Origin of the sequence: Hyphomicrobium sp. (assembly GCF_041659645.1) — a bacterium.
Lineage (GTDB): Bacteria > Pseudomonadota > Alphaproteobacteria > Rhizobiales > Hyphomicrobiaceae > Hyphomicrobium_B.
Map to the genome: position 1 here is coordinate 608,844 of NZ_JBAZXX010000001.1, position 16,425 is coordinate 625,268.

At 60.3% G+C, this 16,425-nt stretch carries 13 protein-coding genes and 1 pseudogene; 10 read left to right on the forward strand and 4 right to left on the reverse strand.

Annotated features, from left to right (window positions below; genetic code table 11):
• Window positions 1-518 precede the first annotated feature (518 nt).
• The 8 genes from WC811_RS02760 to WC811_RS02795 all read left to right on the forward strand — a co-directional run bounded on the left by WC811_RS02760 (window position 519) and on the right by WC811_RS02795 (window position 10,364).
• Complete coding sequence (locus tag WC811_RS02760) at window positions 519-2,366, forward strand: M3 family oligoendopeptidase (protein WP_372640728.1); 1,848 nt, start codon at window positions 519-521, stop codon at window positions 2,364-2,366.
• A 215-nt stretch (window positions 2,367-2,581) separates the two neighbouring features.
• Entirely contained in the window at window positions 2,582-4,498 is a 1,917-nt protein-coding gene (locus WC811_RS02765) for a potassium transporter Kup (protein WP_372640730.1), read from the forward strand.
• Window positions 4,499-4,681: 183 nt separating this feature from the next.
• Window positions 4,682-4,825 carry an aa3-type cytochrome c oxidase subunit IV gene (locus WC811_RS02770; RefSeq protein WP_372640732.1) on the forward strand — a complete coding sequence of 48 codons (144 nt, stop codon included), beginning with the start codon at window positions 4,682-4,684 and terminating at the stop codon, window positions 4,823-4,825.
• Between the two features lie 143 nt (window positions 4,826-4,968).
• A complete protein-coding gene (locus WC811_RS02775; RefSeq protein WP_372640734.1) occupies window positions 4,969-6,111 on the forward strand; it encodes a Re/Si-specific NAD(P)(+) transhydrogenase subunit alpha in 1,143 nt (380 codons plus the stop codon).
• Window positions 6,112-6,122: 11 nt separating this feature from the next.
• A complete protein-coding gene (locus tag WC811_RS02780) occupies window positions 6,123-6,521 on the forward strand; it encodes a proton-translocating transhydrogenase family protein (RefSeq protein ID WP_372640736.1) in 399 nt (132 codons plus the stop codon).
• A gap of 71 nt (window positions 6,522-6,592) precedes the next feature.
• Window positions 6,593-8,017, forward strand: coding sequence for an NAD(P)(+) transhydrogenase (Re/Si-specific) subunit beta (locus WC811_RS02785; RefSeq protein ID WP_372640738.1), 1,425 nt, complete (start codon window positions 6,593-6,595; stop codon window positions 8,015-8,017).
• Window positions 8,018-8,134: 117 nt separating this feature from the next.
• Window positions 8,135-9,523 (forward strand): YiiX/YebB-like N1pC/P60 family cysteine hydrolase, encoded by a 1,389-nt coding sequence (locus WC811_RS02790; protein ID WP_372640740.1) that lies wholly within the window; start codon window positions 8,135-8,137, stop codon window positions 9,521-9,523.
• Window positions 9,524-9,542: 19 nt separating this feature from the next.
• On the forward strand, window positions 9,543-10,364 hold the full coding sequence (locus WC811_RS02795; protein WP_372640742.1) for an alpha/beta hydrolase: 822 nt from the start codon (window positions 9,543-9,545) through the stop codon (window positions 10,362-10,364).
• 263 nt (window positions 10,365-10,627) lie between these two features.
• On the opposite strand, the pseudogene rpsU reads toward WC811_RS02795, so the two are convergent.
• Window positions 10,628-10,912 (reverse strand): annotated as a pseudogene (gene rpsU / locus WC811_RS02800) (30S ribosomal protein S21); the annotation flags it as partial.
• A gap of 296 nt (window positions 10,913-11,208) precedes the next feature.
• On the opposite strand from rpsU, the gene WC811_RS02805 reads away from it, so the two are divergent.
• Entirely contained in the window at window positions 11,209-11,757 is a 549-nt protein-coding gene (locus tag WC811_RS02805) for a DUF4440 domain-containing protein (protein WP_372640744.1), read from the forward strand.
• Between the two features lie 144 nt (window positions 11,758-11,901).
• On the opposite strand, the gene WC811_RS02810 is transcribed toward WC811_RS02805, so the two are convergent.
• From WC811_RS02810 to WC811_RS02820, 3 genes are all read right to left on the reverse strand, one after another.
• A complete protein-coding gene (locus WC811_RS02810) occupies window positions 11,902-12,216 on the reverse strand; it encodes a chloride channel protein (protein ID WP_372640746.1) in 315 nt (104 codons plus the stop codon).
• Window positions 12,217-12,351: 135 nt separating this feature from the next.
• Entirely contained in the window at window positions 12,352-13,683 is a 1,332-nt protein-coding gene (locus WC811_RS02815) for a glycoside hydrolase family 3 N-terminal domain-containing protein (protein WP_372640748.1), read from the reverse strand.
• A 107-nt stretch (window positions 13,684-13,790) separates the two neighbouring features.
• Window positions 13,791-14,633, reverse strand: coding sequence for a transporter substrate-binding domain-containing protein (locus tag WC811_RS02820; protein ID WP_372640750.1), 843 nt, complete (start codon window positions 14,631-14,633; stop codon window positions 13,791-13,793).
• Between the two features lie 183 nt (window positions 14,634-14,816).
• Between WC811_RS02820 and WC811_RS02825 the strand changes: the two genes are divergently transcribed.
• On the forward strand, window positions 14,817-16,322 hold the full coding sequence (locus tag WC811_RS02825) for a glycosyltransferase (protein WP_372640752.1): 1,506 nt from the start codon (window positions 14,817-14,819) through the stop codon (window positions 16,320-16,322).
• The last annotated feature ends 103 nt before the right edge of the window (window positions 16,323-16,425 follow it).

Genomic DNA, 16,425 nt, shown 5'->3' on the forward strand with positions numbered 1-16,425 from the left:
TCGGACACGGGGGTCGATGCTGAGCAACGGAAGCCGATTGCCCCAGCTTCACACACTTGGTGACCCGGAACTTACGCAACGAGCATTAGATTGCCCGACAACGGTAAACGGATAGTTTCACGTTGATGCAAATTTCTGCGACCACCCATAAGAGGCTGAACTCCCGCGAAAGTTTTTTTCGGTAGAGGTGTTCAGCGTGCGACCGGTCCGCGTGCAAGCACCGCGATTTGGCTTCTCCAAAGTCGAGGCGGGACGGGCTCGAAGCGGGCAGGCGCCTTTCTCCAGCGCCGTGTCAACGTCGTGGCCTTGATTCCGCTGGTGCTGCTTGCCATTTTTGCGGGGCGGGCGCTCTTCTGGGAGGTCCCGCTCGGCGGATTTGCGGGCGACTTGCGCTGAGGACAGCGAAGTTGACCGGGCGGGCATGCTGGCTGTCTCCGCGGTCCGTCAAATCGGCAAATTTTATCTTTCCGCGGCCTGTGCTAAGCCACCGGCCGGAATATCCAACTTTCGAGGTGCTCATGCGCAGGTGGCCTTTGTCCGACGTCAATCTCGCTCCGCAATCCGCGGCCAAGCTTGCAGAGGAACGAGACACTCTGGGCAACATGCCACAGTGGGATCTGAGCGATCTCTATTCGGGCCCCGAGGCGCCCGAAATTCAGCGGGACCTCAAGGCCGCGGCGGCTGAAGCGACGCGCATCAAGGCGGCGTATCAGGGCCGGCTCGGAGAACTCGCCAAGGATGGCGGCAAGCTCGTCAATGCGGTCAAGGATTATGAGAAACTTGCCGATCTCGCGGGCAAGCTCGGGTCGTTCTCTGGTCTCTACTATGTTCTCAATCAAACGGATCCCGCGCGAGCCAAGTTCAATGCCGACGTTTCGGAAGCGCTGACTAAGCTCTACACCGATCTCATCTTCTTCGAGCTTGAACTCAATCAGATCGAAGACGACGTCATCCAAGCGGCGCTGACGCATGAAAGTCTGAAGCGCTACAAGCCGTGGTTCGACGATCTCCGCAAGGAAAAGCCGCATCAGCTCGACGAGAAGATCGAGACGCTTTTCACCGAGAAATCCCAGACGGGCCGCGGGGCCTGGAACCGGCTCTTCGACGAGACGATGTCGGCGCTGCGGTTCGACGTCAAAGGCGAGGGCGAACAACTGTCGCTCGAACTGACGCTGAATTTCCTGTCCGATACTGACGGGAAGAAGCGTGAGGCGGCGTCGGAAGCCTTGAGTAAGGTTTTCAAGGCCAACCTGCCGCTCTTCTCGCGGATTACAAACACGCTTGCCAAGGATAAGGAAATTTCCGACCGCTGGCACAACTTCAAAGACGTTTCCGATAGCCGCAACTTGGCGAACCGGGTTGAAGGTCCGGTCGTCGATGCGCTCGTATCGAGCGTGCGGGCGGCTTATCCGCTGTTGTCGCATCGCTACTACGCGATGAAGGCGAAGTGGCTCGGCAAGGAGAAACTTGCGTCGTGGGACCGTAACGCACCGCTTCCCGATAAACCGGAACGGACGATCACATGGTCGGAAGCGGAGCAGATCGTGCTTCGCGCGTACAACGGTTTCGCGCCGGAGATGGCTGCGATCGCCAAACAGTTCTTCGACAAGAACTGGATCGATGCGCCAGTGAGACCCGGCAAGGCGCCGGGCGCATTCTCGGCTTCGACGGTGCCGTCAGTGCATCCGTACGTGATGATGAATTACCTCGGCAAGCCTCGCGACGTGATGACGCTCGCGCATGAACTCGGGCATGGCGTGCACCAGTGGCTGGCGCGGGATCAAGGTCCGCTTCTGGCGCCGACGCCGCTGACGCTCGCAGAAACCGCTTCCGTGTTCGGTGAGATGCTGACGTTCCGGGCGATCATTGGCGAGACCAAGGATCCGCGCGAGAAAAAGGCCATGCTCGCCGCCAAGGTTGAGGACATGATCAATACCGTCGTGCGGCAGATCGCGTTCTATACCTTCGAACGAAAGGTTCACGAGGCGCGACGTCAAGGTGAACTGACGGCGGAGCAGATCAACGGCTTCTGGATGGACGTTCAGGCGGAGAGCCTGGGACCGGCCATCGACCTGAAGCCCGGTTATGAGGTGTTCTGGACCTATGTTCCCCACTTCATCCACTCGCCTTTCTATGTCTACGCTTATGCGTTTGGCGACTGTCTGGTGAATTCGCTTTACGGGCTTTACGCCGAGGCGCACCCTGGATTTGTGGGGAAATACTTCGATCTCTTGAAGGCCGGGGGCTCAAAACACCATTCCGAGCTTCTTGCGCCGTTCGGGCTGGATGCGCGCGATCCCGAGTTTTGGAACAAGGGCCTCAAAGTCATTGAGGGCATGATCGACGAACTGGAGACCATGGATTGAGGCTGGGGATTGGGGTCTGAGGCCGGGGCTTGAGCCCGGTTCAGAAAGCGGTCGTTTTCTGCAGTGCAACGAATCCTTTGGAGGTGCATTGTAGGATTTGGGGGGCTGTAACTCGGGGGGATGGCGAATTTGTCGCTTTCCATCGGCCAGACGTGAGAGTAGAAGCCCGCCTCTTTGCTGCGTTGCAGTCTCATTCGATAGGTCGAGGTGCCTGAATGGCGCAAGCGCCTGCCTCTGCTCTGGCCGCCGCCGATTACGGCGCTGGAGAGGGGCATCATAAACAGAACTTCTGGGGGTTGGCGCTCGGCTCCGTCGGCGTCGTCTTCGGCGACATCGGAACCAGTCCGCTTTACGCCTTCAAGGAAGCCATTACCGCCGCATCGCATCGCGGATTGACCACTGCGGAAGCGGCGGTCGGCGTATTGTCGCTCATCTTCTGGAGCATGACATTCGTCGTCACGGTGAAATACGTTCTTCTTCTGCTCCGAGCCGACAACAAGGGCGAAGGCGGCATGTTCGCGCTGATGGCGCTGGGCCAAACGGTTGCCCGGCGAAGCGCGCCGCTTTTGGGAGCTCTCGGCGTTGCCGGCGCTTCGTTCTTCTACGGCGATGCCGTGATTACACCGGCTATTTCGGTGCTGTCGGCGGTGGAAGGTCTAACACTCATCGCGCCGCAGTTTGAACGTGCGGTCATTCCGGTCGCCGTCGTCGTTCTCGCAATTCTGTTCTGGATGCAATCGCGCGGCACCGATCGGGTCGCGCGTTTTTTTGGTCCGGTGATGGTCGTGTGGTTCGCGGTGCTCGCCATTGGCGGCCTCGTGCATATCGCCGATAATCTGCACGTCCTCAAGGCTCTCAATCCGTTGGAGGGTATTTCGTTCGTCTACCATCACGGCTTTCTGGGCCTGACGGTGATGGGCCTCGTCTTTCTCGCGTGCACGGGCGCGGAAGCGTTGTACGCAGACCTCGGCCATTTCGGGCGCCGCCCGATCACGGCGGCATGGATTTATTTGGTGATGCCGGCGCTGGTGCTGAATTATTTCGGTCAGGGCGCGCTCGTCATGAACGACGCGAATGCGGTCGAGAACCCGTTCTATCGCCTTTATCCGGATTTCATGCTGATCCCGATGCTCATCCTGTCGACGTTTGCGACGGTGATCGCGAGCCAGGCGGTTATTACCGGCGCATTTTCGTTGACCCGGCAGGCCATCCAGCTCGGGTTGGTGCCGCGGTTCGAAATCCGGCATACGTCGGAAAGCATGGCCGGGCAGATCTACATGCCGAGGGTCAACTGGATTCTCTTCATCGCGGTTCTTCTCGCGATCTTCGCTTTCCGGACGTCGTCCAATCTCGCGGCGGCTTACGGCGTGTCCGTCACGGCCGCGATGGTCATCGATACGCTGATGGCGTTTTTCGTCATCTGGAAGTGCTGGAAGTGGCCGCTGTGGCGCGTCGCGATGATCGTTATTCCGCTGCTTCTGTTCGAACAGGCGTTCTTCTCGGCCAACATTCTAAAGCTGCTTGAAGGTGGCTGGGTGCCGCTCGCCATCGCGTGCCTACTCGCGATCATCATGTTTACCTGGGTCCGGGGCACGCGCGTCCTTGCGAAGGTCACGAAACGCAACGAGGCCGATCTCGACTGGCTGGTGCGAAAGCTCGAAGCGAAGCCGCCGCACCGCGTTTCCGGTACCGCGGTGTTCCTGACCGGAGATCCCTACGCGGCGCCGACGTCGATGATGCACAACTTGAAGCACAACCGCGTCATGCACGAGCGCAATATCCTGCTTTCGATCCGGACCGAGGAGACGCCCCGCGTCGCTCGCCACGAGCGGCTGACGATCGAGCGCGTCTCGGACCATTTCATCCGCATCATCGCGCGTTACGGTTTCATGGAAACGCCGAGCGTTCCGAAGATCATCGAACATGCGCGTCGCAAGGACTGTAATATTGACATCGGCTCGACGTCGTTTTTCCTGTCGCGGCGTTCGCTCCGAATGACGGCGAAGTCGGAGATGCCGCGCTGGCAGGAGCGTCTGTTCATTGCGTTGGCCGGAAGCGCCGAGGATGCGACGACCTACTTCCAGATTCCGACCGATCGGGTCGTCGAAGTCGGAACGCAAGTCGCGGTTTAGTCCTGCACGTGTCGCCCTCGTTGCTACAACCTACGATCGGCCGATCGCAACCGGTGCCCGCAAGCCTCTGACTCAAGTCATGCGAACTTCCAAAAGCCGAGGCTGCGACACCTTGAAGCTCGCCACGTCTTGGGATACCAACCTGGGAACCGATTTGCAGAACAGACGACTGGGAGCGAAACCTTGGATATCGATACCTCAAAAGGCAGTCCGGCTATGGACTACGCAGCGCACCTCGAGACCTACCGTGAGTTTGTGCGCTTCCTGAAGTATGGGGTCATCTTCGTCGCCGTCATCCTGATCGGCATGAAGATCTTTCTGGTCTGATGCCCGGCGCTCTCAAGCCGTGAGGCCATCTCAGGTTGGGGCAGGCCGGTGATGGACTGCCCCTTTATCTTTTCTTTTCCGGCCATTCCGCGCAGCGCACCGTCCGATATGCCTTCGGCCGGCGCCATCAATTGGACCGAGACATGGTTACAACGATAGCTGTCACCAGTGAACCGGCCGACGAACCGCGCGTTGCGGTTTCGCCCGACACGGTCAAGAAGTTCACGGGCCTCGGTGCGCTCGTTCGCATCGAGCAGGGCGCAGGGTTGCGCTCGCGCTTTTCGGACGAGGCTTATCGAGCAGCGGGCGCGGAGATCGTCAGCAGAGCGGAAGCCCTTGCGGGCGCCGATATTCTTCTCAAGGTTCGCCGTCCGTCGGTTGAAGACGTTAAGGCGTTGAAGCCGGGCGCCATCGTCGCCGGAATGATTGATCCGTACAGCGATCGCGATGGTCTCGATGCGCTAGCCGGTTCCGGAGCGACGCTGTTCTCGATGGAATTCATGCCGCGCACGACGCGCGCCCAGTCGATGGACGTGCTATCGAGCCAGGCGAACCTCGCGGGCTACAAAGCCGTTATCGACGGCGCTTCGATGTTCGGGCAGGCGCTACCGCTGATGATGACTCCGGCTGGTACGGTTCCTGCGACCAAGGCTTTCATCATGGGCGTTGGCGTTGCGGGCCTTCAGGCTATCGCGACGGCTCGGCGGCTCGGGGCGCAGGTAACCGCGACCGACGTTCGTCCGGCGACGAAAGAACAGGTTCAGTCGCTCGGCGCGAAGTTCGTTGCCGTCGAAGACGACGAATTCAAGCAGGCGCAGACGGCTGCCGGTTACGCCAAGCCGATGAGCGCCGAATATCAGGCTAAGCAGGCGGAACTGGTCGCCAACCACATCAAGAACCAGGATCTCGTGATCACGACGGCGCTCATTCCAGGCCGTCCGGCGCCGAAGCTGATTTCGCGCGCGATGATCGAGAGCATGAAGCCAGGGTCGATCATCGTCGATCTTGCTGCCGAGCGCGGCGGCAATACGGAAATGACCCAACCCGGTGCGACGTTCGAAACGCCGAACGGCGTCAAGATTTTCGGGCCGCTCAATCTCGCGGCGACGATCGCGGTCAACGCTTCGAGCCTCTATGCCCGCAACCTCTTTGCCTTCCTCGAAACGATGATCGACAAGAAGGAAAAGGTGCTCGCGGTGAATTGGGACGATGAGCTGATCAAGGGGACGCTGGTCGCCAAGGATGGCCAGCTCGTACATCCGAATCTCGCGACGAAAACGGCATAAGGAGCCTCGTCATGCGCTTGATCCAATCTCTGCTCGCAGCGCTCGCGGTCACTGTTTTCAGCGCCTCGTCGGCTTTCGCGGCGGACGGGCATCTCGTCAGTCCGGCGGTCTACGAATTCATGGTTTTCGTGATCGCCATCTTCGTCGGCTATTACGTCGTCTGGTCGGTGACGCCCGCTTTGCATACGCCGCTGATGAGCGTCACGAATGCCATTTCGTCGGTCATCGTCGTCGGGGCGCTTCTGGCGGTCGGCGTCTCGCTGACGGAATCCGACAGCAGCATCGCCAAGGTATTCGGATTTCTCGCGTTGACGATGGCGTCGGTCAATATCTTCGGCGCCTTCCTCGTCACCAACCGGATGCTCGCCATGTACAAGAAGAAAGACGCGCCGCCGAAGAAAGAGGGCTGACGTTACGCCTCAAGAAGCTCGCCGCATGAGAACCGCCACAGGCATCAGATAACAGGCTCGGGAACGAACCAATGTCCGCAAACGTCGCCGCACTCCTTTATCTCGCCGCCGGCGTTCTCTTCATCATGGCGCTCAGGGGGCTATCGAGCCCAGCGACATCGCGGAAGGGCAACCTCTACGGCATGATCGGCATGGCTATCGCCATCCTGACGACGCTCGGGATCGCGGAGCCGACGGCGACGTCGTGGATTCTGATCGTTCTCGGCATCGGTATCGGCGGTTTCATCGGCGCCAAGACGGCGCGCGAAATTCCAATGACGATGATGCCGGAACTGGTTGCGGCGTTTCACTCGCTGGTCGGCCTTGCCGCCGTCTTCGTGGCGGCCAGCGCGCTTTATGCGCCGTCGGCTTTCGGCATCCTGCTCGATCCGGCGAACCCGGCTGCGGGAATCAAGGGTGGTAGCCTGCTGGAAATGTCTCTCGGCGTCGCGATCGGCGCCATCACGTTCACCGGCTCGGTTATTGCGTTTTTGAAGCTGTCGGGGCGGATGTCGGGCAAGCCGATCCTGCTGCCGTCGCGCCATCTGATTAATGCCGGCCTCGGCATCCTGCTGATCCTGATGATCTACGCGCTCATCATGTCGGGCGGGGCGGCGTGGCTGTTTTGGCTGGTCGTCGCGCTCGCACTTCTGATCGGCGTCCTGATCATCATTCCGATCGGCGGCGCGGATATGCCCGTGGTCGTCTCGATGTTGAACTCGTATTCGGGATGGGCAGCGGCCGGCATCGGCTTCACGCTCGGCAACGTGGCTCTGATCATCACCGGCGCGCTGGTCGGCTCGTCGGGCGCCATCCTGTCGTACATCATGTGCAAGGCGATGAACCGCCAGTTCCTGTCCGTCATCGCGGGCGGATTCGGTGGCGAGACGGTCGCTGCGGGCGGCGCTGCCGGCGGGGAGCAGAAGCCGGTCAAACTCGGCTCGGCGGAAGACGCGGCTTACGTTCTGAAAAACGCGTCGAAGGTCATCATCGTGCCGGGCTACGGCATGGCCGTCGCGCAGGCTCAGCACGCTTTGCGCGAGATGGGCGACGCGCTGAAGAAGGCGGGCGTCGAGGTCAAATACGCCATTCATCCGGTCGCGGGGCGCATGCCGGGGCACATGAACGTGCTGCTCGCGGAAGCCAACGTGCCGTACGATGAAGTTTTCGAACTGGAAGACATCAATAGCGAGTTCGCGCAGGCGGATGCCGTCTACGTCATCGGCGCCAACGACGTCGTCAACCCGGCGGCGGAAGAGGACAAGACCTCACCGATTTACGGCATGCCGGTGCTTCAGGTCTGGAAAGCCGGAACGGTGTTCTTTAATAAGCGTTCGCTCGCGTCGGGCTATGCCGGTATCGACAACCCTGTCTTCTACCGCGACAACACCGTCATGCTTCTCGGCGATGCCAAGAAAATGACGGAAGAGATTGTTAAGGCTCTCGCCGCCGATTAGCCGAGTTCGGGGGGTATTGGGGCGGATCGGCAACAGCTCGTTGCCGATTGCTGCGGCTCGGGGCAGAGCCGGATCGGTCTGCTATAGTCGCGAGCAGGATGGGTTTGAGGGTTTTCCGTGTTGGCTCCCGTTGCGTCTGCGTCGTTCGAAAACGATATCGAACACATTGAGATTCTCGCCGCGACGCCGGTGACGAACTCGGCGCTTTTGGCGCGCAACCTCCAATTCATTTACGAGCGGGCGTCCAAGGCACGGTTTGCCGACTATGACGTGGTCGGTATTGCGCGGGCCGCGCCGCAGCTGATGTACCGGCTATTCGATCTTCGGGTCGGGCTGCGCGAGCACTTGGCGCACTACGAGATGCTCGGCCTCATGACGCCTGAGGTGACGCAAGGGTTTCGCGACGTCTTCCGCGTGCTGCGCTACGTGTCCGACATGCTCGGAGAGGTCACGACCGGGCATCCACGCACGAACGAAGGCGGCTATTTGCTTCGCGGATTTACGGGCACCGACAACAACACTCTTGTGAACTATGCGTTCTACCGGAGCGGCGCCGCGCAGCACTTTCGCTCGGGCGATGTCGTTTTGGTGCGCGGCACGGCGCACAACAGCGCGGCGATCGCGCGGATCGGCGACGTCGACAGTCAGTTTAGCCACATCGGCATCGTCTACATCGATCCGGCGGGCGATCACTGGATGGTCGAGAGCCTGATCGAGGACGGCGCGAGCATCAATCCGTTAGCGAAAGCGCTCGACCACAACATCGTTCGCGCCGTGCTCTATCGTCATCGCGATCCAGATCTCGCGGCCCGTGCCGCCAAGTCCATTTTCGATTACGTCGCGGCATCGCGCGCCAAGGGCGGCAAGCGCATCCTCTACGATTTCTCGATGCGGACAGACGATACGCGGAACCTGTTCTGCTCAAAGCTCGTCCGGCTCGCTTACGAGCAAGGCAGCTTCGGCATGTTCGTGCTGCCGACCTATCCGACGCGCATCGTGCGCAAGAACAAGGACTTTCTCGACCGCGTCGGCGTCGCGACGGAATTGACGTTCGCACCTGCCGATATCGACATGGAGTCAGGCTTCGATCTCGTCGCCGAATGGCAGGATTACCGCGATACGGCGGGCATCCGGCTGCAGGACTTCACGATGGATAAGCTGTTCGAGTGGATGGATAAGTACGACTATCGCTTCGAAGAGACGACGGCGATCTGGCTCGTGTCCAGGCTGGGGCGGTTTTCCGCGCACTTATCGGATAGCGCCAAGGAAGTCTTGTCGTCGGTGTTTCCGCGCGTGCCGATCAACATGCCGCGCAAGACCGTTGCGGTCGTCGCGATGCTGCACAAAACGGCCGAGCCGATCTATCGCGAATTGATGAAGCTCAACCAGGAGTCCGTCGCAGAGACGGGCATTCCGCTGCACGGTCTCGACGTCATGGCGGCGCTCGAAAGGATTCGTGAACGCGAAGGTGACAGGATTGGGTATCTGGTCCGCCAGCGGCGCTAGATCAAACGCGGGTGGGTTTTTGGTTTTCAAGGTCCTATTGATCGGAGCGGTCGTTCTGTACCTGATCGCGGCGGGTGTGATGTATGCCGCGCAACGGCGCTTCATGTACTTTCCAGAGGCTATGCGAACATCGCCTGCCGCGGCAGGTCTCGCGGGTGTTTCCGAGGTCATCATCCCGACGCCGGATGGCGAGAAACTTATTGCGTGGTACGGCAAGGCCCGTCCTGGGCAACCGACGCTGCTTTATCTCCATGGCAACGGCGGATCGCTGGAGCTTCGAAGCGAAACCATCCGCAAGTACCTGAAGCACGGGCGAGGGATGTTGATGCTGGCCTATCGCGGGTTTAGCGGTTCGACCGGCGCGCCGTCGGAAGCCGCCAATGTCGCGGACGCAAAGCTCGCTTACGAGACGCTGGTGAAGGATGGGGTTCGTCCCGAAGACATCATTCTCTATGGGGAATCGCTTGGCACCGGCGTCGCAATCCAGGTGGCGCTGAAGAAGAAAGTCGAGGGGGTGATCCTCGACAGCCCGTACACGTCTATTCTCGAACTGGCATCCAATCAGTTTCCGTGGCTGCCGGTCAGTCTGCTGCTGAAGGATCGCTACGAGTCGATCAAATACATCCGCGACCTGCATGTGCCGATCTTCGTCCTGCACGGGGAAGCCGACGATGTGGTTCCTGTCGAGATGGGGCGGCGATTGTTTGCGGCGGCCAACGAGCCGAAAGAGATCAAGACCATTCCCGGCGGGGGCCATGTTATTCACGACGGCCCGTCGTTCGATTACGTCAACGCCTGGATCGATAGGCTCCGCGCCGCGCCGCCGAGAAAATCGGGTTAGTGCAGACTTCGGCGGACGGCCGACGGACAACAAAAAAAGCGGACAAACAAAAAGGCCCGCGAAAATCGCGAGCCTTAAATCGTTCTGATCGCTTTGCGGCGAGGAGCAGCTTAGAAGCCGCTGCCGCCCGTAGAGCCGCCACCACCCTGGCCGCCGCGGAAACCGCCGCCGCCGAAGCCGCCGCCACTTCCACCGCCGCTGTTGAATCCGCCGCTGCTGCCACCGTTGTTGAAGCCGCCGCTGCTACCGCCGCCGCTGTTGAAGCCACCGCCCGAACCACCACGGTTGCCACCAGGGCCGCCACGACCGCCAGCGGCGCCACGTGCAACGACGGGCTTGCTCGGTAGAAGGCCTTCGCGCTGCAGCTTCTTGCGGGCGAGTTTGCGAGCGCGACGAATTGCTTCGGCTTTCTCACGCGCTCTCTTCTCAGATGGCTTTTCAAAATGACCGCGGAGCTTCATCTCGCGGAAAACGCCCTCGCGCTGCAATTTTTTCTTAAGCGCCTTGAGAGCCTGGTCAACGTTGTTGTCGCGAACGAGAACCTGCAAGCGGTTGTATCCTCTGAATAAATTCTGTCTGTTGAATGCGCAAAAACACCGACTCCCAACGTTTCCGCCGGTGTCCGCGCTTTTTCTAAGTCGCCTTCTATCAAAGACAGTGAAGATTGGCAATCGGCCGAATGGGATTTCCGCAAGGTAGCGGCCTCGCCGCAAATGGGATCGGGCGAGCATCGGTTCGGGCGAAATCTGGGCGTCGCGGCCTCGGCGGCAACCAGCTTTCACATGAGGATGGAATCATAACATTAAGAATGGGTTGGAAGGATTTGGCGGGGAAAGGATCGGTCGTGAAGGGATACCCGAAAGCCGGGCTTTTGCTTCGAATGTTCTGTCTTGTTCTGACTGCGGTTGCGTGGGGCGCCCCTGGACAAGCCGGCGCACAGACGTCCGGACCGTGTGCAAAGCCTTCCGACGTTCAGATGGTCCAATTGCTCAATAGATGGCGCGCCGCCTTCGCAAGCGGCAGCGCCGAGCAGCTTTCAGCACTGTATGCGAACGATGCAACCTTGGTCGCGACCAAGGACGGCAAAACCTACAAGGGCCGGGAGACAATCCTCGCCTACTACAACGATTTTCTCGCGCACCGTCCGAGCCTATCGATCCGGCCGTCCTCGCTCGCCGCCGATTGCGGCAAGGCGATCGTCAGCGGCCCGGTCGTCTATCGCGTCACGGGGGAACGTAAGGGGACGCGGATGCTGCTTGGCGGCCGGTATACGGCTGAATTCAAGCAGGTGGGCGACTCGTGGCAAATCGTGCGTCATTCGCTTGCGGCCGATCCAAGAAGCGTCGGTGAGTCGTTCGACAACGGAGCGCAAAGCCCGTCGCCGCGGCAGTAGGCTCGCCCGAACAAGGGGCGCGTGCCGAAGAGCACACCGGAGGCGATGGGGGGAAGTTCCGGCATGCTCTTCGACTGGCGTCATGACGTGATCACACCTCCTTTCTTGTGGCGGTCGTTCGAAATGGAGTTCGGCAGTGCTGCGCTATTTTCGAGCACTGGAAATGAATGCGGGAACAGCGCGCAGAGCGATGAGCGTCGATCCGGCCGCCGCGACCGCGACCGAAATTGTGTTGTCGCCAAGAGCCGTATGGATTGCAGCAAATGTGGCGCCGTAAATCGCAGCGTCCACAGTCGCGAACCTGAGCGGCCATGTGCGCAGGTCCGTCGTGCTAAAGGGTTGGTCGAGCCGCATACGACCCAGCTTTTTTAGAGTGAGCCAGGCGCAAGCGCTTAAGACGACCATGATCGTGATCAGCGCGGTGGCGCGAACGAAAAGTCCAAATGCAATCTCGGTCATTGGCGAACTCCTTCGTGCGACGCGTTGCATCGTGTCGGGGCGGAAGGTCGCTGATTTTATGCCGGGCGGCTGTCACGCGTGGAACGCATGAGACGGGAAGCGGACGTCTCATTGCTCGATGGCGGGCGCACAGCGTTACTGTTGAGCTTGGACTGGCGCGGACGGCGGCAAATCGCGATCATCGACGAAGACATAGCGCTTCAGTCGTTCGCGTGTTTCGCTTTCACGGGCGAGGGAGATTTCGCCATTGCGATCGGCTTCGATCAAGGCCGACATCATAATATCGTAGTTCTTGTCCACGGCGCACAGCAGGACGAGATCGACGCCGGCGTTTAAAGCCTTGACCGCGGCGCCGCCCAGACCGTCGCGGGATTTGGTGACAGCGCCCATGCTGAAGTCGTCGGTGATCAGAAGCCCGTCGTTCTCGAAGCGCGGCCGCACGACCGTGTTGATGACGGTGTCGGAAAACGAGGCGGGCGTGGTTTTATCAACGGCGTCGAGGCGGACGTGACCGATCATCGTTGCGATGCCCGGCTCCGTCATTACGCGTCGGAACGGCAACCAGTCGCTGAGTTCGAGCTGGCTCTGGCTGGCGTTGACGTCGGCGGACGTAACATGCGTATCGCGCGCGACGCGTCCGAGTCCGGGGAAATGCTTGAGCGTGCAGATGATGTTGAATTTCGTCAGCGTATCGCAGTACCAGCCAGCCACTTTCGCAACCAGATAAGGATCGTCGTCGATGGCGCGCCAGTAGATGCGGGTTTCGCCGTCATTGCGGTCGGGTGTGCCGAGCCTCAGATCAACGACCGGACCAAAGTTCATTGTGATGCCGAGGCGTTCGAGTTCGCGTGCCTGGGTATCGGCATATTGCCTGACGGCGCGTTCGCGCTCGCTGTCCGTCTTGAGCTTGGCGATGAGCATGCCGAGAGTCGGTTGCCATTTCAGCGGCGGCGAAAGGCGCGAGACGTAGCCGCCTTCCTGGTCGGCCGAGACGATGAGGCGTGGCAGGCCTTGTTCCCGGCGGATCGTTTGCAGATCCTCGATATCCTTCGCGACATCCTGGGCCTTTCGTCCCTGAACGTTGTGGTCGGTGATGAAGATGCCGGTGATGGCTTTCTTTTCGACCAGCGGCTTGACTTGAGAAAAACTATCGAAGCCGACGATGATCCTGCTGCCGAGACGTTGCAGGCGCGCGGGGTCGCTCGCCAGGATTTCGTCGCGTGTCAGGAGTTTCTGGGGCCGAACGGGCAGTGGAGGGAGAACCGGCGCGGTTGCCGGTGTCGTCATTGCGACGATATTGCGGGCTGATTTTTTGCGGGTGCTATAGCGCGGCGAATACCGCCTATGATATTTGCGCCAACCCGACTTGTAATATCCAGACCGCGCATCGGCCGATCCGCCCGGCGGCACAACTAGCGCCGCCGATAACACGGCAATCAGAACTGCACGGATCAGGGTGTAAATCATTGCTCGTCAAATTAGCTCGTATGCCGGGCCGTTGGGCGCCGACACGACATTAAGCTTGTTTTTTTCCAACGGGGCTCTGAGCCGACTCTGGGCCATCGTCATTCATCTCAGTAAATTCTGACGGGAAAGTAGCGTTGGACAAGTTCTTCGAAGCGTCCCGAGGCGCGCACGCGGTCGAGGCCTTTGTTCAAGAGGAGCCTAATTCCGGGGTCGTTCTTTTGTACGGCGATGGCCATGCCGTCACCGAAGAATTTCGGTTCGAGGAATGGGCCGCCGCGCATTTCACAGCATTGGCGCGATAATGTCCCGTTGAGCCAAAAGGCCAGCGAGATGCCGTCATCGAACAAAAAGTCGGCCTTGCCCGAGGCCAGTCCTTCGCGCGCCAAGTCGGCATTTTCATAAATTACGAGAGGACTGTCGTGGAAGAAGGCCTTGAGAAACGCCTCATGGGGCGTTCCGCGAGCCGCCGCGATTCGCTTGCCTTCGAGACCGCTCGGCGTCATCTCGACTTGAGCGGCGTCCTTCTGGGCAGCAAAGCGGCCCGGCATGTGGAAGTAGCGATCCGTGAAGTCGACCTGCTTGAGTGCTATGGCCGTGACTTTGTGTCCGGCAATGACGGCATCGGCGTCGCCCTTTAGGAGTGCGGGAATGAGTTCTTCCCATGGACGCACCTTGATATCGCAAGATGTGTTCAGTTCCAGGCAAATGGCGCGGGCGAGATCGACGTTGAAGCCGACGAGGACACCGTCTTCGTCATAGAAGTCGAAAGGCGGGAAATCGCTGTCAGTCAGGAATCGGATGACGACGCGGCGGGGCAGAGCGGCGGCGGCTGCCGCCGGATCCGATACGGACGGGTCTTGCGCGCACACCGGGGCGGTCGATCCGATCGCCATGGTGAGGGTGACGACGATCGCCAGGAGAACATCGCCAACGACCTTACGCATCTTCATGATTCGGCAAATGCTCCGCAGGTCTTGAGCCGTCGTTCGGCACCCATTCCGTATCTTTTAATTTTACGCACTTTGAGCATATAATCCGGTTCTGGCTGGACGATGGCGGTCGTCGAGGGGGCCGGTCGGGTGCATGCGATGGTGGGGGCTCGGTCAAATACTCCGACTGCGCGAACGGTTCGCGTGCCGCCTCGCGTTGCGCCGCCTCATGCCGTGCCGCCCGGACTTGCTCCCCCACAGCCGCCCTTTCAACGCGATATTGGCCAACTTGATCGCGCGGTCAACGATTTGCGCCGCCGTGCCCCGGACTTTTCCGCAGCGTCGCCGCTTCTGCCGGGACAGCAGGCGGCATTGCTCCTAGTTCTTTCGGTGCTCATCGCCGGATTGTTCCTGCTCGATGATTTCGGTTTCGTGCTTTGGTCGCTGACCATTGCCGTTCCATTTTTGATGATCTCAGCGCTACGGATCGCGGCGCTCTGGCGCGCGGTCGGCATGCCACAGCAGCCACCTGATCCGGGTTGGCTCGACCGGCGCTACGACAACCGGCTGCCGACGTTTTCGGTGCTTGCTCCCCTTTATCGCGAGGCGTCCGTCGTGTCGGCGCTCGTCGACGCGATGAGCCGGCTCGATTATCCTCACGACCGATTGGAAATTCTTTTCATAACGGAAGCGGACGATGCCGCGACCCGCCGCGCGCTCTTGCGGACCGGGCTTCACGCCAACATGCGGATCGTGACGGTTCCGCCGGGATTGCCGAAGACCAAGCCGCGTGCGCTGAATTACGCTTTGCAGGATGCCCGCGGAACGCTCGTCGCGGTTTTCGACGCGGAAGATCATCCCGATCCCGATCAGTTGCGCTTGGCGGCTTTGGCGTTCGTTCTCGGCGGCCCGAGGCTCGCTTGCGTGCAGGCGCGCCTTGTCGTGTCGAACCCGGACGATTCTTTTCTAAGCCGGCAGTTTACGCTCGAGTACGCCGCGCTCTTTGGAGGGGTGCTTCCGGCGCTCGATTATCTTCGACTGCCTATCCCGCTAGGGGGGACGTCCAACCACTTCCGTCGCGACGTGCTGCTGAAGTGCGGAGGATGGGACCCTTTCAACGTCACCGAGGATGCCGATCTCGGCATTCGGTTGGCGCGCCTCGGATATGAGGTTTCGATCATCGACTCGGAGACGATGGAGGAAGCGCCGGTCAGGTGGGGCGTTTGGCTTGGCCAGCGCACGCGCTGGATCAAGGGCTGGATGCAGACGTACCTCGTGCATATGCGCCGTCCGTTCAGGCTTTGGCAGGATCTCGGAGCCTGGAGGTTCGCTGGCTTTCAGGTGACGATCTCGGCGATGTTGATCTCTATGCTGGCGCATCCGTGGTTCTATATTCTGGCCGGATATCATGCGCTGCTGGGGGAGCGTATTCTGCCCGACAGTCATCCGCTGCTCTGGCTGTTCGGCATCAACTTGATCGTGGGCTATGGATCGGCCGCGCTGCTGATCGTCGCGACATCGGTGGAAATGGGACTAGCCGCGCGATTGTTCTCGGTCATCTTTCTTCCCGTGTATTGGCTCGCGATCTCGTTCGCGGCTTACCGCGCCGTTATCGACCTCGTCTCAAGGCCGTTCTTCTGGGAGAAAACAATGCACGGCGGGGGGGCGTCACCTGCCGCTGCTCGACGGCGCAGACGGCGAAAGCGTTAACGTTGCGCGTGGCGCCAGCGCCATGATTTGCCGCATGCCGGCTAGTGATGAAAAGCCGTCGTAAATCTGTTAAGTTCCTGTAGCCGCCGGTAATTTGGTCGGA